At 45.7% G+C, this 21,419-nt stretch carries 19 protein-coding genes; 10 read left to right on the forward strand and 9 right to left on the reverse strand.

All coding sequences use genetic code 11. The features are described 5' to 3' along the window. Window positions 1-223: 223 nt before the first annotated feature. Window positions 224-1,111 carry a LysR substrate-binding domain-containing protein gene (locus tag HLM86_RS15710; RefSeq protein WP_076589249.1) on the reverse strand — a complete coding sequence of 296 codons (888 nt, stop codon included), beginning with the start codon at window positions 1,109-1,111 and terminating at the stop codon, window positions 224-226. A gap of 88 nt (window positions 1,112-1,199) precedes the next feature. Here HLM86_RS15710 and HLM86_RS15715 point away from each other — a divergent pair, with 88 nt between their 5' ends. Continuing rightward, entirely contained in the window at window positions 1,200-2,111 is a 912-nt protein-coding gene (locus HLM86_RS15715) for a DMT family transporter (RefSeq protein ID WP_076589248.1), read from the forward strand. Between the two features lie 49 nt (window positions 2,112-2,160). Here HLM86_RS15715 and HLM86_RS15720 read toward each other — a convergent pair whose 3' ends face one another. Beyond that, window positions 2,161-2,754 carry an alpha-ketoglutarate-dependent dioxygenase AlkB family protein gene (locus tag HLM86_RS15720; RefSeq protein ID WP_170883664.1) on the reverse strand — a complete coding sequence of 198 codons (594 nt, stop codon included), beginning with the start codon at window positions 2,752-2,754 and terminating at the stop codon, window positions 2,161-2,163. A 184-nt stretch (window positions 2,755-2,938) separates the two neighbouring features. Between HLM86_RS15720 and HLM86_RS15725 the strand changes: the two genes are divergently transcribed. Together HLM86_RS15725 and HLM86_RS15730 are read left to right on the forward strand one after the other, a co-directional pair. Then, window positions 2,939-4,288, forward strand: a complete 1,350-nt coding sequence (locus HLM86_RS15725) for a diguanylate cyclase (protein WP_076589246.1) — start codon at window positions 2,939-2,941, stop codon at window positions 4,286-4,288. A 113-nt stretch (window positions 4,289-4,401) separates the two neighbouring features. Next, window positions 4,402-4,836, forward strand: coding sequence for an Mpo1 family 2-hydroxy fatty acid dioxygenase (locus HLM86_RS15730; RefSeq protein WP_076589245.1), 435 nt, complete (start codon window positions 4,402-4,404; stop codon window positions 4,834-4,836). Window positions 4,837-5,302: 466 nt separating this feature from the next. On the opposite strand, the gene HLM86_RS15735 is transcribed toward HLM86_RS15730, so the two are convergent. Continuing rightward, window positions 5,303-6,826, reverse strand: a complete 1,524-nt coding sequence (locus HLM86_RS15735; RefSeq protein WP_076589244.1) for a DUF3612 domain-containing protein — start codon at window positions 6,824-6,826, stop codon at window positions 5,303-5,305. A gap of 162 nt (window positions 6,827-6,988) precedes the next feature. Between HLM86_RS15735 and HLM86_RS15740 the strand changes: the two genes are divergently transcribed. Together HLM86_RS15740 and HLM86_RS15745 are read left to right on the forward strand one after the other, a co-directional pair. Continuing rightward, on the forward strand, window positions 6,989-7,564 hold the full coding sequence (locus HLM86_RS15740) for an aldolase/citrate lyase/malate synthase family protein (RefSeq protein ID WP_076589243.1): 576 nt from the start codon (window positions 6,989-6,991) through the stop codon (window positions 7,562-7,564). 599 nt (window positions 7,565-8,163) lie between these two features. Beyond that, window positions 8,164-9,987, forward strand: coding sequence for a M4 family metallopeptidase (locus HLM86_RS15745; RefSeq protein ID WP_170883665.1), 1,824 nt, complete (start codon window positions 8,164-8,166; stop codon window positions 9,985-9,987). Between the two features lie 68 nt (window positions 9,988-10,055). Here HLM86_RS15745 and HLM86_RS15750 read toward each other — a convergent pair whose 3' ends face one another. The 5 genes from HLM86_RS15750 to HLM86_RS15770 all read right to left on the reverse strand — a co-directional run bounded on the left by HLM86_RS15750 (window position 10,056) and on the right by HLM86_RS15770 (window position 14,252). Beyond that, window positions 10,056-11,363, reverse strand: a complete 1,308-nt coding sequence (locus HLM86_RS15750; RefSeq protein ID WP_076589240.1) for a methyl-accepting chemotaxis protein — start codon at window positions 11,361-11,363, stop codon at window positions 10,056-10,058. 169 nt (window positions 11,364-11,532) lie between these two features. Further along, window positions 11,533-11,847: a cupin domain-containing protein gene (locus tag HLM86_RS15755; RefSeq protein WP_170883666.1), complete on the reverse strand. Its 315-nt coding sequence runs from the start codon at window positions 11,845-11,847 to the stop codon at window positions 11,533-11,535. Continuing rightward, entirely contained in the window at window positions 11,847-12,149 is a 303-nt protein-coding gene (locus HLM86_RS15760; RefSeq protein ID WP_076589238.1) for a Dabb family protein, read from the reverse strand. Before HLM86_RS15760 ends, HLM86_RS15755 begins: the two co-directional genes overlap by 1 nt. A 118-nt stretch (window positions 12,150-12,267) precedes the next feature. Next, window positions 12,268-12,678, reverse strand: coding sequence for a VOC family protein (locus HLM86_RS15765; RefSeq protein ID WP_076589237.1), 411 nt, complete (start codon window positions 12,676-12,678; stop codon window positions 12,268-12,270). Window positions 12,679-12,794: 116 nt separating this feature from the next. Then, window positions 12,795-14,252 (reverse strand): aminotransferase-like domain-containing protein, encoded by a 1,458-nt coding sequence (locus HLM86_RS15770; protein WP_076589236.1) that lies wholly within the window; start codon window positions 14,250-14,252, stop codon window positions 12,795-12,797. A gap of 86 nt (window positions 14,253-14,338) precedes the next feature. On the opposite strand from HLM86_RS15770, the gene HLM86_RS15775 reads away from it, so the two are divergent. Together HLM86_RS15775 and HLM86_RS15780 are read left to right on the forward strand one after the other, a co-directional pair. Then, entirely contained in the window at window positions 14,339-15,247 is a 909-nt protein-coding gene (locus HLM86_RS15775; protein WP_170883667.1) for a DMT family transporter, read from the forward strand. Window positions 15,248-15,369: 122 nt separating this feature from the next. After that, on the forward strand, window positions 15,370-16,152 hold the full coding sequence (locus tag HLM86_RS15780) for a transporter substrate-binding domain-containing protein (protein ID WP_083949353.1): 783 nt from the start codon (window positions 15,370-15,372) through the stop codon (window positions 16,150-16,152). A gap of 35 nt (window positions 16,153-16,187) precedes the next feature. On the opposite strand, the gene HLM86_RS15785 is transcribed toward HLM86_RS15780, so the two are convergent. After that, window positions 16,188-16,736, reverse strand: a complete 549-nt coding sequence (locus HLM86_RS15785; RefSeq protein WP_170883668.1) for an MSHA operon transcriptional regulator — start codon at window positions 16,734-16,736, stop codon at window positions 16,188-16,190. Between the two features lie 278 nt (window positions 16,737-17,014). Between HLM86_RS15785 and HLM86_RS15790 the strand changes: the two genes are divergently transcribed. The 3 genes from HLM86_RS15790 (at window position 17,015) to rbsD (ending at window position 21,418) form a co-directional block, all read left to right on the forward strand. Next, window positions 17,015-19,294, forward strand: coding sequence for an ATP-binding protein (locus HLM86_RS15790; protein ID WP_170883669.1), 2,280 nt, complete (start codon window positions 17,015-17,017; stop codon window positions 19,292-19,294). A gap of 118 nt (window positions 19,295-19,412) precedes the next feature. Beyond that, on the forward strand, window positions 19,413-20,759 hold the full coding sequence (locus HLM86_RS15795; RefSeq protein WP_076589279.1) for a UDP-glucose dehydrogenase family protein: 1,347 nt from the start codon (window positions 19,413-19,415) through the stop codon (window positions 20,757-20,759). A 254-nt stretch (window positions 20,760-21,013) separates the two neighbouring features. Further along, window positions 21,014-21,418 (forward strand): D-ribose pyranase, encoded by a 405-nt coding sequence (rbsD, locus tag HLM86_RS15800; protein ID WP_076589232.1) that lies wholly within the window; start codon window positions 21,014-21,016, stop codon window positions 21,416-21,418. Window position 21,419 lies beyond the last annotated feature (1 nt).

Consider the following 21,419-nt stretch of genomic DNA (forward strand, 5'->3'; position numbering starts at 1 on the left):
AATTGAAGTAATTCAATAATTTAAATGCAACTAGATGCAATTGGTGTGCAGCTTCGATACGGTAAGGGTAAACACATACACTTAACCTATTGTATTTAAAGTTTTTTTTAAATTTTCGACAAAGTTAAAAAATTGAAAGCAGAGATTCTTACTATCAATACGAACCAAATCATCGCTTCTTTATAATAAAAAAGTCTAACGAAGTGGTCTGACGGCGGCGAAGTCACGCCTTAAATTCGTTGCGGAGCCAGTTCCTCAAAGCCAGAACATGTTCATTCTTCAACTTCTCTGGTGGACAGGCAAAATAAAAATCCTGATGGGGATTCGGGACAGACGAGCCGACTTCGACCAATAAACCGTGATGGATGTCGTCACGAATAAACTGCCGGTGGGTTACAAACACTCCTAACTGCCTGATGGTAGCCTGAACGGCTTGAATCGAGGCAGCAAAGCTGAGATTTTTTGAAGAGCTGGGTACGGGCAGATCAAAATGGTGGCACCAAACCTGCCAATCGTGTTTTCTTCTGTCATTGTTGGCAATAATGGCAGGATATTGGCTCAAAAGCGATTCGGGGGTTGAGTTCGAAGACACCAAATCTGGGCTGGCGGCCATGATCAATTCATCGTGGGCGAGACGTTCGCAGTAATAGTCCTGCCAATCTTCGGCATCACCATGGATGAGTGCCACATCGACGCCTTCCTGTTCCATGGAGAAAGAGCCTATCAAATTGGAAATTCTGACATCAATGTCGGGAGCAAATTGGTGAAATTCGTAAACTCGAGGGATCCACCAGTGCATGGCAAGAGAGTTGACCATATTGAGTGTTAGCCGTTGACTTTGTTGCTCCTCGACGAGTTTTTGCGTCGCTGCGACGATCTGCTCTATCGGAGGGGCGACTTGTTTATAGTAGCGTCGACCCACCGCATTCAATGAGACTTGACGGCCAGATCGTTGGAGTAGAGGTTGGCCAATCTGATGTTCGAGGGACTTGATCGCCTGACTGATAGCGGAGTGACTGACGTTCAGTTGCCGAGCGGCATCGGTCATGCTGCCCGTTTCAGCCACGGCGATAAACGAATAGATAGATTTAAGTGGTGCCAGTTTCTTCATGTAAGTTTTTCTTACCTTTATTGTCAGTATTACTCGTTATTCATCTGACAGGTTAGCGGTTAAAATTGGCGCTGAAAAGGGGGGATTTATGTCGAGTCAATTTTATCCAGTATTATTTATGTTGTCTTCAACATTCAGTTTGTCACTCACCGCGCTGCTTTCCAAATATTTAAATGGCTTCTTTGATGCCAGTCTACTTAGTTTTCTGCGCTTTATCTTGCCTGCCTTAATCATTTTAGGGGTATTGTCGTTAAGAGAGATACAATCACCGACGCGTGATGAACAAGGCCCGTTGTGGCTGCGTGCGTTCAGTATTAGTGCATGTCAAGTGTGTTTTATCTATGCGCTTGAACATCTGTCTCTCGTGGAAAGTGTGGTCCTGTTCAGTACCGGTCCTTTGTTTATCCCTATGTTAGAAAAGCTTATATTTAATAAGCGGTTGAATCGGCTAAATGTGATGTGCCTGCTTTGCACATTCCTAGGGGTTCTTTTGCTGGCTGGGCAACAAGGGGAATTGGTTTTTAGACTTGAACTCTTGGTGGGTTTAGCCGCTGGTGTGTTTAATGCGGGGTCTCAATTAAGCCTGTATTGTTTAAGTAAGAGCCGTCTTAATGCTTTTGAAATCAATCTATGGACTTTTTTGCGGGCCTCGGTGGTTTTGGTGCCTCTGGTGGGTTTCGGAATGGCCAACAATCACCCAATCTATTTACCCTCACTTGATCACCCTTGGGGGCTTGTCGCCGCTTTGATGGTGTTGGCGATATTGATCATTAATACACAGGTATGCCGTTCCAAAGCTTATGCACTTGCGTCCTCGAGCTCTCAACTGGCACCGCTTATTTTCACTAATCTCTTGTTCACGGCAGCATGGCAGAGTGTGTTTTATGACCAACAATACACACCCTATCAAGCTGCTGGCCTCCTGATCATTCTATTCGCGAATATTATCAGTGTGATGATTCCCAAGCGCTCAAATCAAACCTCAGCGGGATTAAATTGAGGTGCCATGAAGGCACTTTGATGACCAGTACGATACACATTGTTTGGTATTAGAGTAGACATCTGAAGGTGAGATTGATGCGTTCACCGACGGGTTTGGTGGTTTTTGGCACACTATGTTTCCAGTAATGTTGTAGCTCGCCAGACATCACTAATAAACTGCCATGAGTCAGCTCAAGTACATGTCGTTGTGCGGTTTGGGTGTGCTTAAGAACAAATCGACGTGTTGACCCCAAACTTAACGAGGCAATCGTGGGATTTGGTCCAAGCTCAGGCTCGTTATCCTGATGAGCACCCATGGAATCCTGTCCATCACGGTAAAGGTTAAGAAAAACAGAGTTAAAGTTTTGTTGGGCGGATATTTCGCAACGAGACTTAAGTGCCTCCAATGAAGGAGGTAATGGAGTGGGCGTTAAGGTTAAACCGGAGTAGGTATAGGCTTTGTCACCATACCAAGCTTGTAAGCGTGGTTGAGAGACTGAGCGACCGAAAAGCGTGATCTTTTCTTGTGACCAAGGAACCGTCTCACGTAATGTTGCCTGTAATACATCCGCCTCCTCTTTGTCGATAAAGTGCTCAACCCAAAGTATTTTCCCATTGGTTAGGGTTAACCATGGGTGATTGAGAGCGCCAAATAGGTCCAATGTTTCATTCCTTTATCTATAATTAGCGTGATAAGCAGGAAAAACCAAGTCAATATGAGTGCGCATCGCCTGCCGATTGAACAACAGTATAGATAATATGATGCTCATTTTTTTTGTCCAATAGCGGTTCACTTTTGGGTAAAACCAGACATACGGCCATGGACGTTGAGTGATTGGGGGTGAAATGAAATATCGTCTGGAGAGGCATTGGCCTCTGTCAGTGCTGGCCTTTATTATGCTCATTTGTGCGATAGGATTGATCGAGTCGATTGACCGTAGCCAAAAAAACTTCTTGAGAGATAGCCTTTCAGCGCGAGCAAAAGAAGAATTGTCGATAGTCCGTTCCGAGTTAGAGAATGCCATCGTCTCAGACATTCTGGCCGTTCATGGATTATCTGCGTTGGTAGCCTCTAAACCCAATTTAGAATTTGTTGGATGGGATCTGTTGGCGTCCAGTGTGATGCGTAAAGCCAACCACATCACAGCGATCAGTTTGGCTCCCGATGATGTGATTAGATACGTCTATCCATTGGAAGGCAACGAAACAACGTTAGGGTTAGACTATCGAACCGCTCCCGAGCAGTGGGCAACAGTCAAGAAGTCGCGAGAAATACAAGAGCTCTTTATTGCTGGGCCTATCAGTCTGGCTCAGGGAGGCCATGCCCTGATTGCCCGAGTGCCCATCTTTACGGACCCTTTGTACAATCGTCACTACTGGGGTGTTTGCAGTGTGATGATATCATTAGAAAGCTTGTTTTTAGAGGCGGGCGTTGACGCGTACGCCCGTCAATATCACTTATCGATCCGAGGGCTTGACAGCTCTGGTCGAAATGGGCCCATTTTCTATGGAACCCAGAGTACGTTTGACCATGCTTTTTCGAAAGAAACGGTCAAGTTTCCCTATGGGACCTGGCGTATCGCAGCGGCGACAAAAATTGATTTTTTAGATCAAAGTGATTGGTTTCGGGTTCATGCGGTTCGCCTACTTGGTTATCCAATGGTGATCTCTCTTGTCGTCGCATTTGGGACTATATTTGGGCTTTACAAAAGCGCGAGTCAACAGGCGCTGCATGATACCTTAACCGCACTGCCCAATAGACGATATTTCATGTCCACGTTGCAACACTATTTTGAGTATGTTGAACAAGGGGAACATTTTGCGATTCTTAATGTTGATTTGGACAAGTTTAAATCCATCAATGACACCTACGGACATGCGGCAGGCGATCGGGTATTGGAGGCAGTGGCAGAGCGTATTCAATGTGTTTTGACAGGCTCGGATTTTGTCGCTCGTATTGGCGGGGACGAGTTCTTAATCATGTTACTTGATGTCACCAACCAGCAAGAACTCGCAGTATGGAGCGACAAACTGAAACACGCTATTTGTCACAAGCCCATCGCCTACGATAAGCACTTTATCAATATTGAGGTCAGCGTGGGTTATGCCCTCTACGATGACCAATATTCGTCAATCAATGAGATGCTTAAAGTCGCCGATGCCCACATGTATCAGCAAAAAAGTCGCCTGTTGTAAAACGATGGATTGTAATCACGGATCTGTCATTAGCCTCAGCATAGACAGCACTTTCGTGCTATAGGTTAAATAGCCGTTATCTGGATAAGATATTGAAGTTATAAGGAATAGAGATGCGAGAACTGGGGCAGTGGTTACAGGACTACGGAGAAAGTCACCAAAATACGATCAATCAGAAAATCCATAAAGTGGCGGTACCTGGCATTTTTCTTGCCATCGTTGGATTAATTTGGTCACTGCCATCTATTTCGGTGTTTGGCCTGACGCTCAACTGGGTTTGGATCGCGATGACACCAGTGATGGTCTTTTATTTTCGACTGTCATTGAGTGTGTTTTTAATGATGCTGGGTTTTACGCTGGCGTGTATTGGTCTGATTTGGTCCATGAGCATTCTCGAATTACCTGTCTTTATTATTTCCCTCATTTTGTTTGTGGTGTTGTGGATTTTACAGTTCATTGGACACAAAATTGAGGGAAAAAAGCCGTCATTTATAGATGACCTTGTTTTTTTGCTGATAGGGCCGATTTGGGTGTTCCGTCAGAAATAGATCCTGTCTCTGCATTCAAGGGGCATACTAACTCTGAACCGCTGGCCTCTCCTTGTTGGATTAAGCGACCATTGTCTTGATCATCAGTGTCCACACCTCGGGATTCTACCCACAGTTCACCACGTTTACCGTTTGGTTTTAAAGAGGTCTTTGCATTTTGCAATGAATGGGAGTTCTCATTTTGCAACAGAATGCAACTTGAGAGTTTGTTATGCGTACAGTTTTCGTGCATCAGGTGCTATTTTAAACAAAAAACAGCGTTTTTATTGAGATTTAAACTTGGCATGCTTTATGCTTTAATGTAACTGACCCTTATTAAGCCGAGGGTCACCTAGCCAACTGACGTTGTTAGTGAACCCAAATTTGTTCACAGTTATAGATAGCCAATCACACTCATTGTGATTGGCTTTTTTTATTTTTTAATGACCGGTTTGGCGCGCTCGCTTTGATGACAACAGTACGGTTGTCATGGGGCTTCCTGACAGCCTTTATAACAGCTGGGTTTTCGAGGGCAAACGTTGCCCCGAGAGCAGATCACTCGCGCACCCGACTGGATTCCCCGTTCGATCCAGTTGATATTAAGGATTTTTGCAATGGTGGTGAATTCCTTTTGCATGGGGTTGGGGATGGCTGAACTCCCTCCTTGTTTAACGCACAACGATTGTAACTCTCCGGCAAGACTTCGCGAGTCGCCACCTTGAGCGTCTATCGCAGGATTCAAGTCAATGCCAGCACAAAGTACTCGGTTGTTGCCCGCGGGGTCTGTCATATTGATGGATTCACAGCAATAAATACGGGGTTCGTCACCCACATTGAGGATGGATATTTGAGCTGAACTATTATTCTTAGGTTCTGATAACCGACGAAAAACGGCCCAGTGCTGGCAAGGGTCTTTGACTTGACGCATATTACCCCAAGGAAGCGGAATGCCGTTACCTCGGTACACTGCTTTGAGTTTATTTTGTCCGTAGGCATCAAAATAATGCCAATGAGGGTAGGGGGAGACCACCGTCATTCTTCTCATTGCCACCGAAGGAGACACCCCAGCCTTAAGATGAACATCAATTTCATAACCGTTACGATCGAGTAACTGGCGGAAAGGCACTTTTGGACAGAGTAATGCACCAGCAAAAAAGCTCGATTCAAAATCACGCCAAGCTTGCAGAATGTCTTGGGAATTGAGGCTTGAGGTTGGAGCTGATGGCGTCTGCTCCTCCCAACCATTCGCTTGCCCAACCGACAACACACTTTTCAGGCCTTCTTTGTTATGAAGTACGCAATGGCCAATGTAAACAGAGAGATCGTATTTGAGCCGAGTGGGGTACTGCTTAAGGATTTGGTTAAGATAAATAACACCAGGCGGTTCAAAGAATGAAGTGATGATTTGCTTCACATTGATGCCGAGCTCATCGACGACATCTTGTGGGGGGCGGGACACCCAGCGGATAGTGAGACCAAGACTGCGTGCAATGTTCATAAGGTCCTGTTCGGATAAATTCAGGCGTTTTAAACCGATCTCTTCTGCGGCACGCTCCAAATCGGGAAAGTGGTTCTGGTTACTTTCTTGATGGGCACGAATCAGTAAATGCGCAAACTGACGACCAGTGATCCCAGTTTGAGACAGCATTTCAGGGATCGCAATTTGTAGAATGTCATTGGAGAAGAGAAAGCTGGGTTCCAGTGCCATTCCTTTGATACCACCTCGATTGCCCTTATCCGGAGTAATGTCAGCTTGCTCTGGTTCATCGTCCAGAAACCATGCGGGCTCTTTTTGAAAAACGGTCGCAACGACTTCTAGCATGTCGATACTTGGGACACGTTTTCCCCGTTCGATCATCGATAAGTAAGAGACCGATGGCGCGTACTCTGGATTAACCCGAATACATCGCGCTGATAGGTCTTCCATTGTCAGGTGATTGCGTTTTCTTAGGTTCCTGATTTTTGTGCCCAAAAAATGGGATTGGCGTATCAGACTTTTTGACAACATCATTTTGTAAAATTCACATTGTAAAATTTTTGTTGTGAAATTGTAGTAAAAATTTCACTAGTATACATAGTAAGCAAAGTCACAAAACAGCAAACGGATTAAACGCTAGTTTGAAATATTTGCTCTAGGACATAAAAGTTATGCAAACTCCGCGAGGGAAAGACTATGAATATGCTTACGTTCGATAAAACTGACATTCAACAACAAGACAAGCCGTTTATCGCTGAAGCTGTATTCGCGGTAGAAAATATGAGTGCGAGTCAAGGCATAGAAAAGCAGGCAACAGCGAAGCGATTGATGGATCGTTTGTTTCCATTGAAAAGTGGCTCTCACCAACAGGTTGCCGCCTACGTCATCGATTATCGTCATGTCATGGCTTACTTTAAAGATGGAAGCCATAGCGGATTGCAACACCCAAAACACTTCGTTGCTTTTGGTGGAGAGAAAGAAGATCCTCAATCTATTCTGTTTCGAGATGGTACGGGCAGTCATGTTGAATTGAGTTTGGGCAAGCACAAAGGAACCGGATGCGTGGAGTTGGTCGATATCGATGATATTCAGTTGGAAACCTGCACGACTTTCCCACAGGAACTCAGTGAAATTTCGGCCATGCGACACTGGATTAGCCTCGTGAAGAGCGATGGCAAAGGAAAGCCTTGCGCCTGCACGGAAATCAAAGAATACACAGCGAAAAATGGCGAAGACTATGATCTTGAATGTTGCTACACCCTGAGTCGCTAACGCCATTATCCTCCCCTTATTTTCACGGCGTCCTCAATCGTTGGCCTGTGGTTAGGGTCTATATAGACAGAAGCCTGACGTTCAGGCTTTTGTCATTCACACTCCAGATAAGCCCTAGGTCACAAAATGCGCCAACGATCAGGTGAGACACAAGGTGCTCGATCCATTAAATTCGTGACGTGTGTTTTATCGTGTTTAGCGGCGATCAAGTTGAACTTCACATTTTCGTTGATTAGTGCCTCAGCATACTCGAAGACTTTATCTATCACCCATTCTGTAATTTTTTGAAATAAAAGGAAAATATAAGACCCTAGGTCACGTGTCATTACTGATAGAAGTATGCCAACTAAAAATTACATTCAAATATCAATGGTGTTTATATGATTGTTTTTTTGAATGGTTTCTGAGCTTTTCTCACCGGTTTTCATCATTAATGAGTATTTAATGTACTCATTAATTGCCATTGGCTTGAGAATATTTTTGATTGAAACTTGCTTGGTTGTGTGTTTGTCACCCATGGTTTTGAAGCGATTAAACGCAAAGAGACTTCCTACCAAGCCGTTGGGAAGAAGGACTTTATAACAATACAGGAAAGTAAAATGAAACAACGTCAATTAGTCTGGCTGGTTGCTGCTGGCTTAGGGGTCAGCGTGCCGGCGACAGCTGCGGAGATGGTTAAAGTTACGAGCGATGCATTATTACAACAAACGCTAACCTCGCAGTCGACGAGCATGGTACCACTTGAAACTGGTTTTTCGGAGGTAAAACGCGTAGTTTTGCCGAATGGTAAAGTGAAAGTACGTTATCAACAAACGCACATGGGCCTACCAGTCTTTAATACTGCGGTGGTATCGACTCAGACCAAAAGTGTTCAGAGTGATGTGTATGGCATGATGGCGCAAGGTATTAGCGCTGATTTGGCGACCGTCACTCCGACTTTGGATCGCAAACAGGCGATCAGCGCGGCACAAACGGTGTTCAAAACCCAGTCTTTGGTCGCTGCTGACGCGCCAATGGAAAGCGCAAACTCTAAGCTGATGGTATGGCTTGATGACAGTCAGACTGCAAAAATGGTTTACATGGTCGATTTTTTTGTAGCCGCTGAGATACCAGAGCGTCCATTTTATTTCATCGATGCGAATACAGGCGAAGTCCTTAAGCATTGGGATGGACTCAACCATGCTGAAGCAGAAGGTACAGGCCCCGGTGGAAATGAAAAAACAGGTCAATACAATTTTGGGACAGATTACCCTGGCTTCGTTGTCGATAAATCGGGCAGTACGTGTACGATGAATAATGCGGCCGTGAAAACGGTTAACTTAAATGGCCGTACTTCAGGCAGTACACCCTATAGTTACACCTGTAATGATTCAAGCAATTTCAATGATTACAAGGCCATCAACGGCGCGTATTCACCATTAAATGACGCTCATTATTTTGGTAAGGTTGTGTTTGATATGTACCAAGAGTGGATGAATACATCACCACTGAGTTTCCAGCTTACCATGCGTGTCCACTACAGTTCTAATTACGAGAATGCGTTCTGGAATGGCACATCGATGACCTTTGGAGATGGGCGCAATACTTTCTATCCTTTGGTGGATATCAATGTCAGTGCGCATGAAGTGAGCCATGGGTTTACTGAACAAAACTCTGGTTTGGTTTATGCGAATATGTCGGGTGGGATGAACGAAGCCTTCTCTGATATTGCGGGTGAAGCGGCTGAATACTTTATGAAGGGTTCGGTAGACTGGATTGTCGGCGCGGATATCTTTAAGTCCAATGGCGGGCTTCGTTATTTTGACCTTCCGTCTAAAGATGGGAAGTCGATTGACCATGCTTCGCAGTATTACAGTGGATTAAATGTGCATTACTCGAGTGGTGTGTTCAACCGTGCCTATTACTTATTGGCCAACAAACCCGGTTGGAATGTACGTAAAGGCTTTGAAATCTTTACGTTGGCAAACCAAATGTACTGGACGTCGAATAGTACGTTTGACCAAGGTGGATGTGGTGTGGTGAAAGCGGCTCAGGATATGGGTTACAGCACATCGGATGTGGAAGCGGCATTTAGCACCGTGGGTGTGAACGCCTCTTGCATCACACCCCCCCCACCAACCGGTGATGTTTTGGTGAAAGGGACTCCAGTGCCAAACTTATCCGGGTCTCAATCTTCACAGGTTTATTACACTTTTACGACAGACACTGCGGCTAACTTGGTGGTCTCCATGTCAGGCGGTAGCGGTGATGCAGACTTGTATGTCAAGGCCGGCAGCAAACCGACTACGACAAGCTTTGATTGCCGTCCATACAACTACGGCAATACCGAGCAATGTAATGTCTCTGCGTCTGTTGGCACCACCTATCACGTGATGTTAAGAGCTTACTCATCTTATTCTGGTGTGACACTCAGACTGGACTAGGCGCTGGTCAGCTTAAAGGGGCTCCTTGGGGAGCCCTTTTAGGCGATTAAGAAACCTGCTCGTCAGGATTAGCGATTATTTTCTTTGAAGTTATTCACAGTCGTTGCGACACTTTCCGCTCCAGTGTAGATTTCATCCATGGTCAGAGAAACGTCTTGAATCCTTGCATTGGCTTGTTCTGCTATGTCATTCACGTTATGCATAGTGACCGTCACTTCTTTTGTTAACGATAGGTTCCGGCTCACTACCTGAGTGATTTCTTCTGTCGACTCTGATGTTCGTGACGCGAGTTGTCGCACCTCATCCGCCACCACTGCAAACCCTCGCCCTTGTTCTCCAGCACGGGCGGCTTCAATAGCCGCATTTAAAGCGAGCAAGTTTGTTTGTTCGGCAATGCCGCCAATCGTTTTGACGATTTCAGACACGTCAGTGGATAACGAAGTCAGCTCTTCGATCTGACCGATGGACGCGGTGAGGCTTGTCATCATATTCTGATAGATGTCGACGGTGTTCTTAAGCACCTGATTACCCTCTTGCGCCACCTGAGAGGTTTCGACAGCGGTGCTGTAGGCGACGTTCGCTGCATCAGAAATCGCGAGTTCTCGAGTCACGTCGGCAGTAATGTCGGAAGCAAATTTGACGACTTTATACACCTTGCCTTGTGGATCTTTCACTGGGCTGTAAGAGGCCTGAATCCATAAGTTTTCTCCGGAGCGTGTTTTACGTAAAAACCGCCCTGAAAAAGACTGACCACGGGCCAGATCTTGCCAAAAGTTTGGATGGTCTTGATAAAACTCGTCGAAGCAAAACATGCGATGGTGCTGATGTTTGACTTGTTCAAGTGTATAGCCAAGTGCGCCGAGAAAGTTGTTGTTGGCGTCAATGATGGTGCCATCTGGATGAAATTCAATCACAGCAAAATTTTGATGTAACCCAACAATTAGATCTTGTTGAGCTTGAGCTTGCTGGACTTTTTCTGTGACATCATTGGCTATCTTTATGACTTTGACGACATGATCATCTGCATCCAAAACAGGGAAATAGGTGGCTTCAATAATAATGAGGTCACCAGACTTGTTGTATCGTTCAAATGTCCCAGATTTGCTTTGCCCACGTGCTAGGCTCTGCCAAAACTGTGTGTATTCTTGTTTGCCCACATCGTGTTTGGCACAAAAAATTCGGTGGTGTTGACCGACAATTTCATTCAGTTGATAGCCCATTGCCTCAAGGAAAAGGGGACTTGCTGTTACAACATGCCCTGTTGGATCAAATTCAATGGTGACCAACGAACGGGTCAGAGATGTGAGCACTTGCTCATTGTTAATATGGCGGGATGACTCTGACGCATCCACATTGCTCTGCTTAAATGGCCACATAATTCCCTCTTAATTATTAACAAAAGAATCAATATAGTAACAAATGTTTTGGGGAGTCAAGGTGAGTCTGGGTGAAATTTTGGTTATTTATTCAAAAAGGATTGGTAAACCAGTGAGTTAAGGCCGCTTACTGCCCCCTCGCTAAACTGAGGTGTGCGACCTACATGGCTTAATTGTTATAAAATATGGCCAACCAGATGGTTTCTACCTCTTTGTCGGTGTAGCTGACCCTGTGTTTGGTGTACGCCGGAATATTGAGGGTGTCGCCCGCTTTGAGTTCGACTTCTTCACCATGAGTGTATTGGAGGCGGGCATGGCCTTTGAGTACGACGACCCACTCATGTTCAGCTTGTTCGTACCAAAAGTCGGCGGGGGACTGTTGACCTTTTGAGACGATGCGTTCAACACGAAATTGTGACCCTGTCAACAGATCATCGACCACCTCTTCTGCTAGAGCGTTTGGTAAGGGATGGAATAGGTTCATCAGGCCGACACGGTATAATCAAAAACAATAATATCTTCAAGCAGCGGCCTGAAAAGTGATTTCAACTGGTCGTGATCTGGGTGGGGTAAGTAACGTTGGCGCGCGGCTTCATCAGCAAACGTCATCATAACACAATGAGTGTAATGTTTATTTTTGCCTTCTGGGCTGTCGTTTTTCCCCCATTCTGTATCCACAACCCCTTCGATGGTTTGGGGCATTGACAAAAAGCTTTCTTTAAGGCGTGCGATATGTTGCGGGTCAGCATTGTCTTTAAATTGAATAAGCAAAATATGTCGTATCATTGATTCTTGAATCCGTATCGTATTTATTGGCCTGATTATCACAACTAAGGATATTCTGTGGAGGTAATCAGAATATCCTTGTTCGTCAATTGGGTACAGGTCGATTTCGACAAAGTCGTTATATTTTGTCGATTTGTGCTTTGAGCTCGACCACATTACCCTCTGGATCCTCAATATACACAGACTGGCCAAATCCTTGAGCACCGTAACGCTCTGCGAAAGGCTGATGGGCAACCTGATGCTGTTTTAAGAAGTCAATCATTTGCCTTTCCTCGATGGCGGCGATTTGCAGGCAAAAATGGTCTACGTTGCGGCCATTTTGCTGGGGTGCCTGTCCCCCTAACTGACCTAATTCGCTATCGACGGTCACGATATCGATCAAGGCGCTGCCAGCTCTAAGTTGTGTTAATCCGAGTTCTGGTAACTCCCGCTCAATCGGACAGCCAAGGATGTTCTGATAAAAGTGGAGCATTTTGTTTAGGTCTGTCGTCCGCAGAACAAGATGATCCAGTGCCTGAACCTCAATCATCACACCCTCCCTTTGTTATTGAGTTTAATGGCGCGGGGATAGTAAACCCTCACATTTGGAGCGAGGACTTGTGTCTATTTTATGGTAACAGCGAGCCCGCCCATGATGACCCATTATTACCCTGTCTTACAGGGTGATTCTAGTCGTTTCTTGAGTTGTTGGTGGATAAGTTCAGCGAGTAACTCAATCCCTGTATGCCATTCCGTTGTTTCTTCAAAATGGGCGCAGCTTAAACGGATACACTGGCGAAATTGTCCTGAGGTCGAGAAGACTGTACCGGGAAAAATACTGATACGACGGCGACGGCATGCCTGATAAAGTGCGAAACTGTCCAAGTGTTGGGGTAAGGTTAGCCATACCAGAAAAGACCCTTGTGGTTGAGAAAGATGATGCTGGCAGCGCAACTCAGCGTATTGATCGAGCGCTTGGGTGAGCAACAGGCAAAACCGCCGGATATTGTGCTGGTACATCCGTTTCATTTTACTGATATGTTGACGATATTTTCCCGTGGCGAGAAACTCACTGACGGCAGACTGAATTAAGTTGGAGCTGCCCATATTTTCGCACAGCAAGTATTTTTCAATGACACTGTGGTACTTACCCGAGAGGAGCCAACCAATACGCAGTCGGGAGTCGAGCATTTTGGATAAGGAATTCACATAGATCACTCTGTCTTGGTTATCGAGCGTTTTCAGTGGTAAAAGCCCATCGTCAAATGCCAGCGCCCCAAAGACATCGTCTTCAATGATGGGAATATCGCGCGATACAGATAACAACTCAATGCGTCTTTCAAGGGGTATCCGTGCGCCAGTGGGGTTGGCGAAGTTGGGCGTGATCAAAATGACACGAATCGGCCATTCTTCGATAGCGTGCTTGAGAGCTTGAGGGTCCATGCCACGACGAACACAGCTCGCCACTTCAACCACTTTCAGCCCCAAGGATTCCATTAGGAGCAAATTTCCAAAATAGCATGGTGATTCTACTGCGACGATATCTCCTGGGCGGGTCAGTGCGCGCAGTGCGAGGCTGATTGCCTGCTGAGCACCTTGTGTGACAGCAATGGCTTGTGAATGCGTTTTCACACCTAATTCGCGACTCATTTTCGCCAGTTGCTTGATCAGTAGCGCATTGCCGGGGGGGAGTTGATAGTGGCTGGGCATATGGCTTTGAGCGCGGCTTTGGCGTCCGATTTCGGCGTAAAGGCTTTTAATAGCGGGCGCATCAATATTGGGATGCGCCGACCCAGTGGGGAGCCGCTCTTTACTTTGTGGGTAGCTCAGAATCTGCTTAGAGAGCGAAAGCAGATCAACAGAGTGCGGGCTATGGTGTTCATTAGACAGCGGTTGAGGCGGAAGGACCCGATAGCCAGATTTAGGCACGGCGTAAATAATGTCGGCGGCTTCCAATTCCTGATAAGCCCGGATAACGGTATTTTTACTGACATTGAGATCGCGGCCCAATTGTCGAATGGACGGCAATTTATCATCAGACTGAAACACACCCTGAGAGATGGCTTCAACAATATACTGCTCTACCTGAGCGAATTTGTTGAGTGAAGACTTATCTGTACCCATTAAAAATACCCTATCTGTGCCTTTTGTGACTATCTGTTCCTAACTAGAGTAACGTCAATGACAGAGTGAACGCTAGAGGTTTGGAAATGTTAGTGAGATGGGTCCCATTTGTTTTTGTTGTTTTATGGGCTTCGGGTTTTGTTGGCGCGAGGTTGGGTTTGCAATATGCTGAGCCTGCAACCTTGCTGACGATTCGTATGATGGCAAACGTAGTGATGTTTTTCGTTCTGGTCCACGTATTGGGCCGAGCTATCCCACGCAAAGGGCCGTTTTTTCATAGCTGTGTGGTGGGTATTTTTATCCATGGTTTTTATTTAGGCGGCACTTATATGGCGATTCATTTAGGAATGCCTGCGGGGCTGAGTTCGTTACTGGTTGGCCTTCAACCTATCTTTACGGCGGTGTTATTGGTTGTGTTTACCCGAGAGCGTTTTGTCTGGTCGCAATGGATGGGACTTGCATTGGGCTTTGTTGGTATTGGCCTTGTTTTATTTGGAAAAGTTCAATGGCAGTTGGAACAACACAAACTGTTGGCGATTGGCTTTTGTCTACTGTCTCTAATAGGGATCACTCTCGGGACCTTGTACCAACGACGCTTTTGTCACGGGGGGGATAAACTCGGCAGTGCGTTGGTGCAGTATATGGCTGCGGGCTGTCTTTTCCTCCCCTACGCTTTGCTAAATGAGAGCATGCAGGTCCATTGGACAATAGAATTTATGATGACCTTGGGCTGGTTGGTGGTCGTCCTGTCAGGCTTCGCGGTGTTGTTGCTTTTGTATATGGTGGAACACGGCGCGGCTTCTAAAGTGGCGTGTGTCTTTTATTTGGTCCCTCCTGTGACAGCGGTTCAGGCTTGGTTGATTTTCGATGAATCATTTGATAGATGGGGAATGTTAGGGTTTATGTGTGCGGCGATGGCTGTTTATCTTGTTGTGAAAGCCCCGACATTCTCACGTTTGGGTCGTTCTGAACGACCGCTTGGCGCAGAAAGGTAGGGCTAGAGAGCGTGTTGGTGAGCGGCGATCGCCGAGACGGTATGCACATAATTTGTCTAAGCACTTTAGAACTCATCGATGGTGGACTAGATTTAAATCAGAATCACCAATGGAAATGTGTTATGAAGGTAAGCTCATTAATTTCTTCAGTGATGGCAACACTGCTGATGTGGTGGCCGACTGTCTGTTTTTCAGAGGCAACAAAGGATTTGCGTGAGCTCTCCTTTTTTACCGAATCCTACCCGCCCGCCAATTATTTAAAGGACGATAAGATTTCTGGCTATGCGGTCGAGATCCTACTTGCCGCCAGTAAAATCGTGGGCCAAGAAATAAAAATGTCCCAAATTACTTTGCAACCTTGGGCTCGTTCTTATCGCACCGTTTTAACTCAGGGCAATACGGTGCTTTTTTCGACCACGCGGTCAAACCACCGAGAAAAACTATTTAAATGGGCTGGCCCGATTGCCGACACAGAAATTGTTGTGTTTGCGCGTAAGGATTCCAATATTTCAATCAACAGTGCGATGGATATGGCCAATTACCGAATTGGCGTGATTCGTGATGATATTGGCGAACAAACGCTACTCACCATGGGGATGCCCAGAGACGCAATGCAAGAAGCCAACTCGGTGACTCACCTCGCTGAACAACTGATGAAAAAGCGAGTGGATTTGCTGGTATATGCTCACAAGGCGGCCATTTGGTGGTCAAAAAAAGCTCAAGTTGACCCTGGTTTGTTTGAAATCGTGTATGTGGTCAGAGAGGGGCATGTGTATTTTGCCTTTAATACCAAGGTGCCGGATGAGACGATAGAGAGATTACAGCAAGGGATCGATAAACTTCACAGTACCAAGGGCCCTTCCGGTAAGAGTTTGTATCAGGAAATCATGGATAAATATCTCTAGGGGTGGACAGGGGCTGAAGAGGTCACGTAAAAGTCTCAGACTTTGGCGTTTTTCACAAAGTAGGGGTTGTCGAACTTCTTCTCTGGTCCTATTTCAGATTTGACTAATTTGTTCCAGAGTTGGGCATCAAAGCAACTTTTAGGAATCGATGGATAAAGGGTTTCCTCTTCTTCGCGGGCATAGTTTAAGAATTCTTTTTTCTTAATTTGGTTGTATTTTCTCGCCACACGATTGTGCTTGTCGACCCATTCACGTTTAAACTTTTCCAGCGCGGGTTGAGCTTGTTCCAGAGGAAGTCGTGCCAGATAAATGCGTTTGTAAGAGACTTTTCGATCCACCATTGTTCTCATGGAGGTCTGAATATATTTGCCATGATTGGTTATCGAGATATCGTTCTTTTCGAACAGTTGAATACGCCACCCCGTCGGGAAAAAATCGGACTGGCGGTACTGTTTGTTCCGCACTTCAATGGCTTGGTGCATCACCAAATCAGAGGTGCCGTTAAAGGTTTGCTGCCACTTAGCGATACGTATTTGTATTGCGGTCGGCAAACGGTAGATATGAGTAAACTTATCTTTGTCCATAAATGGGTACGCATTGTTTTTAATAATGAAAAACGCGGTTCCAAGGCGTGATTAGGGAAGCCCTTTAACATAGAAACCGAGAGGCGACATTGTCATCCAAGATGCCATTACTTTACTGAATTCCATTCCAAGCTACCACATTTTCTTGGTTAATTTCTAGTAAATAACTGTAACGGCTTAAATATACGTTTCGACGATCATTGAGGATTAGGGAGGCTAGGAATATACAATCGGCTAAGCTTAGAGTTAGTCGTTTTAAGAGATCTTAAAAGTTCAATATGCAAGATATAGAATATACCGCACTTCTGTGGTTATTGGTCTGTACATGCATTGCTTTTTTTATGCAGGCGGGTTTTACCTTGGTCGAAACAGGGTCTATTCGGGCAAAGAATTCCGTCAATGTGGCCATGAAAAACCTCGCGGATTTTATTGTGGTTACAGTGACGTTCACGTTCGTTGGTTTTCCACTGACCCAGGGCAGCAGCTTCTTCTCGTTTGAAACATTTCCCGTACATCAAGACCAATACCCTATTTTATTGTTTAATTTGATGTTTGTGACCACGGCCGCGACGATTGTTTCTGGTTGTGTGGCGGAAAGAATGAGTTTTCGCGGATACATATACGCGTCTGCGTTTGTTGGGGTAGTCACGTATCCGGTGGTGGCTTACTGGACCTGGAACCCTAACGCGTGGCTCTATGTTCTTGGCTTTCATGATTTTGCAGGTGGTGCTACGGTGCATGTAGTTGGGGGAATGCTCGGCCTGCTAGGGACTATGATCATTGGGTCGCGAAAGGACAGGTTTACCCACACCAAAAACGTCAATGAAATTCCTTCCTATAATCACACCCTAGTCACGCTTGGCGTCTTTCTGATGGTTTTTGCTTGGCTGGGCTTTAACGGCGGAAGTCTATACCAGTTTGATGAACGGGTTTCGACGATTTTGTTTAACACCCTACTATGTGGAACGATCGCAGGATTCTGTACTTTGTGTATGGTGCATAGACGTAAACATGTCCCCGTATTTGTGGTTCTTAACAGTGTGCTAGGTGGATTGGTGATAGTGACATCGTGCGCAGATGTCGCGAGGACTTGGGATGTTGTCGTCCTAGGTGTGATGGCTTCGTTTGTTGTGCGTTACGGCGATCAATGGCTGATTCGATGGCGCATTGATGATCCGGTCGGGGCGATCCCCGTCCACCTTTTTTGTGGAGCGTGTGGGGTGGTATACACTGCCTTGTTGCTGAATACCTCTTCTAGCGTGTTCTCTAACCTAGGTGTTCAAGCTTTTGGTCTGGCGATTATCCTCTTATGGACTGGGCTTAACGCTTATGTGTGCTTTCGTTTACTGAAGTTTTTTAAACTCGACAGAATTTCGGAAAAAGATGAGCAACTGGGGTTAAATATTTCTGAGCACGGCATCAAAATGAGTTGGCTGGAGACACTAAGAGTTATAGAGAATATCAGTCGTGAAGGCGATTATTCAAAACGAGTCCCTGTTGAAGTGGGCACGGAAGCAGGCGATGTGGCGCAGTCTTTTAATCACCTGATGGATCGTCTGGAGTCGAACATTCAGGTCTTGCATAAAGTCGCCAAGGGCAAATTAGAAGATATCAATATTGTTCCGAGCAGTGATAAAGACATCATGGCCAATTCATTGTTTACCATGATTGATTGCTTACGTTCGCTCAGAGATGAAGTCGAAGATGAAATAGGGCATCAAGCTCAACAATTGGAATCTAACGAGCACTCGATTCAGACCTTGATAGAGAAGTTTAAATCTTCAAAGGATCAACTCATGGAAGCGGAAAAAATGTCCGCTTTGACAGGCATGGTGGTGGGGGTTGCCCACGAACTGAACACGCCGTTGGGCATTTCGGTCACCAGCTTGTCTATTCTTAGCGAAAAATTGAACAGTATTGAGAAGAAATTTAGCGATAAAAGCATGACGACCGATGATCTGAGTCAGTTTCTCAATATTGTTACGGAGTGCCTAGATCTGCTCACCAGCAACATTGAGCGCTCGGTTGCTTTGGTCAGTAAGCTCAAACAGGTCAACCAGAAAATGAGCGGTGAAGCGCCCACGCTCATGCTACTGAAACAGACCCTCGATGAAGCGATCTTACATGTATCGGACACCTTGAAACAACATCGCATTGAGGTTGAATTGCAATGTGATGAGGCGTGGCAGGTGTTTTTGCCCGTTTTTTCCTTGCAGTGTGCGGTAGAAGAGCTGCTTATCAATAGTGCCCTCCATGCGTTTGGTGAAGACAAAGTCAGTGACGACAGACGTGTTACGATCACGGCTCACAACCGAGGTGACGATATCATCATCACGATTGAAGACAATGGCGTTGGGATCTCGGTGGACCATAAAAAGAAAGTCTTTCAACCATTTTTTACCACACTCAGAGCGAGAGGAGGGACCGGTCTGGGCTTGCACATGGTGTACAACATATGCACTCAAAAATTAAGGGGCACAATAGAGTTGCACAGTGAAGTGGCCAAAGGGACGACCTTCATTCTTTGTTTAAAAAACAGTGCTAATAACGACGATTAAACGATACCTCATTCACGTCAATGGGTTCAAATTGTAAACAGAATGCCGCAAAACATTAAACAGCTTGTCACTTTTCATCGGGACACTGAGTCAGTGTGAAACGAACACGGGTGTGATGATGAAAATAGTCATTTTTGGTACGGGTTATGTGGGGTTAGTTCAGGCCGCCGTATTGAGCGATTCAGGCCACAGCGTTTGCTGCATCGATGTAGACCAAGATCGGGTGGAATCACTGACCGCCGCGATCATCCCAATTTATGAGCCCGGTTTAGAAAAACTGGTCACGGAGAGTGTGGCCGCGGGCAGGTTAAGGTTTACCACCGATGCCGACACAGAACTCAATCAAGCGGACGTGATATTCATTGCCGTAGGAACCCCAGAAGAGCAAGATGGTTCGGCAGATCTTACGTACGTGTTGAACGTGGCGACTGAAATCGGGCAAATTCTGGAACGTGACCAAGTGGTGATCAATAAGTCAACGGTGCCAGTTGGAACGGCCCATTCCGTTGAAAGTGAAATTCGTCGTCAGTTGAACCGCCGTGGTTTGGAGGCCATCGATGTCCCCGTGTTGTCGAATCCGGAGTTTCTGAAAGAAGGGACGGCGGTGAGCGATTGTATGCGACCAGATAGGATCATTGTCGGCATTGATAAATCGACACCTCGTTACGCCTTGCTCAAAGAAATGGTCCGAGAGCTATACGTTCCTTTTAACCGCAACCACGAAAAATTGGTTTTTATGGGGGTCAAATCGGCCGAACTGACCAAATACGCGGCGAACAGCCTTCTGGCGACCAAGATCAGTTTTATGAATGAAATGGCGAACATCGCCGAGCGGACAGGCGCCAACATTGAAGACGTACGCAAAGGGATCGGCAGTGATGAACGAATTGGCTATCATTTCATTTACCCCGGTTGTGGCTATGGGGGCTCTTGTTTCCCTAAAGATCTGAAAGCATTGATAAAGACAGCCGAAGAGTTTGGTTACAGCAGTAATATCTTAAAAGCGGTAGAAAATGTTAACTTTTACCAAAAACAAAAGCTGTTTGATTTGATCCAGTCCCATTTTGGCGGTGTTGACCAACTCAAAGACAAAACTTTTGCAGTATGGGGGTTGTCGTTTAAGCCTTGTACCGACGACATGCGTGAAGCACCCAGCAGGGTGGTGATGGAATCACTTTGGCAGGCGGGCGCGAAAGTTCAGGCTTATGATCCTAAGGCAATGGAACAAGCACAGCGTATTTATGGCGCTTGTCGCCAATTAAGCTTAATGGGGACAAAAGAAGCGGCGCTAATCGATGCGGATGGGCTCATCATTTGTACCGAGTGGCAAAACTTTAAAGCCCCAGACTTTGATTTCATTCACCAATCGTTAAAGAGCGCCGTCATTTTTGATGGGCGAAATTTGTATGATCCGGAGCGGTTGCACAAAAAAGGCATTCAATATTATTCAATTGGACGCGCATAATGATCGATAAACACCGTCATCAGCGCCCTTGATGACCAATTCATGTCGCCCAATGGGGTGAATCTTGTCACTCTTTTCATTGTTAAACTCGTCAATTAAAGATCAAATTCACATTATTGCAATCGGACTGTCGCAAAATTCGATTCACTGATCAATATTCTATCGAAACGTTTCGATGTTAGTTTTATCAATAGTAGGTATGGGTAAAACGGTCACACGATTCCCTGGCTATTCGCGTTCGATAGGGCAATAAAATGAAAAAAAGTACCTTACTAAACTCTGACTTATCTTACTTGGTCGCCACACTAGGCCATACTGATCAAGTCACCATATGTGATGCTGGCTTGCCGATACCAGATGGTGTTCAACGTATTGATTTGGCTTTGACTCATGGTGTACCGAGTTTCCTAGAGACCGTCAAAGTGATGCTATCTGAAACTCACATTGACAGCGTGATCATTGCGGAAGAATTTGCCTTAGTGAGTCCAGCGCTGCATGACGCTTTGCTTGCGGAACTCAATGCTGGTGAGAAGGTTGACGTTACCTACCTACCGCATGAAGCACTGAAGGTACAAACTCATCGCTGTAAAGCGGTGGTTAGAACAGGAGAATGCACCCCGTTTGCCAATGTTATTTTCAGCGCTGGTGTTGGGTTTTAGT

It is taken from the genome of Vibrio ostreicida (assembly GCF_013074385.2).
GTDB classification, from domain to species: Bacteria; Pseudomonadota; Gammaproteobacteria; order Enterobacterales; family Vibrionaceae; genus Vibrio; species Vibrio ostreicida.

Excerpts from the sequence above, each read along its gene's own strand:
- HLM86_RS15710 (WP_076589249.1), bottom strand. The coding sequence starts at position 1,111 with ATGAAGAAACTGGCACCACTTAAATCTATCTATTCGTTTATCGCCGTG.
- HLM86_RS15715 (WP_076589248.1), top strand. The coding sequence starts at position 1,200 with ATGTCGAGTCAATTTTATCCAGTATTATTTATGTTGTCTTCAACATTC.
- HLM86_RS15725 (WP_076589246.1), top strand. The coding sequence starts at position 2,939 with ATGAAATATCGTCTGGAGAGGCATTGGCCTCTGTCAGTGCTGGCCTTT.
- HLM86_RS15730 (WP_076589245.1), top strand. The coding sequence starts at position 4,402 with ATGCGAGAACTGGGGCAGTGGTTACAGGACTACGGAGAAAGTCACCAA.
- HLM86_RS15735 (WP_076589244.1), bottom strand. The coding sequence starts at position 6,826 with ATGATGTTGTCAAAAAGTCTGATACGCCAATCCCATTTTTTGGGCACA.
- HLM86_RS15740 (WP_076589243.1), top strand. The coding sequence starts at position 6,989 with ATGAATATGCTTACGTTCGATAAAACTGACATTCAACAACAAGACAAG.
- HLM86_RS15745 (WP_170883665.1), top strand. The coding sequence starts at position 8,164 with ATGAAACAACGTCAATTAGTCTGGCTGGTTGCTGCTGGCTTAGGGGTC.
- HLM86_RS15750 (WP_076589240.1), bottom strand. The coding sequence starts at position 11,363 with ATGTGGCCATTTAAGCAGAGCAATGTGGATGCGTCAGAGTCATCCCGC.
- HLM86_RS15755 (WP_170883666.1), bottom strand. The coding sequence starts at position 11,847 with ATGAACCTATTCCATCCCTTACCAAACGCTCTAGCAGAAGAGGTGGTC.
- HLM86_RS15760 (WP_076589238.1), bottom strand. The coding sequence starts at position 12,149 with ATGATACGACATATTTTGCTTATTCAATTTAAAGACAATGCTGACCCG.
- HLM86_RS15765 (WP_076589237.1), bottom strand. The coding sequence starts at position 12,678 with ATGATTGAGGTTCAGGCACTGGATCATCTTGTTCTGCGGACGACAGAC.
- HLM86_RS15770 (WP_076589236.1), bottom strand. The coding sequence starts at position 14,252 with ATGGGTACAGATAAGTCTTCACTCAACAAATTCGCTCAGGTAGAGCAG.
- HLM86_RS15775 (WP_170883667.1), top strand. The coding sequence starts at position 14,339 with ATGTTAGTGAGATGGGTCCCATTTGTTTTTGTTGTTTTATGGGCTTCG.
- HLM86_RS15780 (WP_083949353.1), top strand. The coding sequence starts at position 15,370 with ATGAAGGTAAGCTCATTAATTTCTTCAGTGATGGCAACACTGCTGATG.
- HLM86_RS15785 (WP_170883668.1), bottom strand. The coding sequence starts at position 16,736 with ATGGACAAAGATAAGTTTACTCATATCTACCGTTTGCCGACCGCAATA.
- HLM86_RS15790 (WP_170883669.1), top strand. The coding sequence starts at position 17,015 with ATGCAAGATATAGAATATACCGCACTTCTGTGGTTATTGGTCTGTACA.
- HLM86_RS15795 (WP_076589279.1), top strand. The coding sequence starts at position 19,413 with ATGAAAATAGTCATTTTTGGTACGGGTTATGTGGGGTTAGTTCAGGCC.
- rbsD (WP_076589232.1), top strand. The coding sequence starts at position 21,014 with ATGAAAAAAAGTACCTTACTAAACTCTGACTTATCTTACTTGGTCGCC.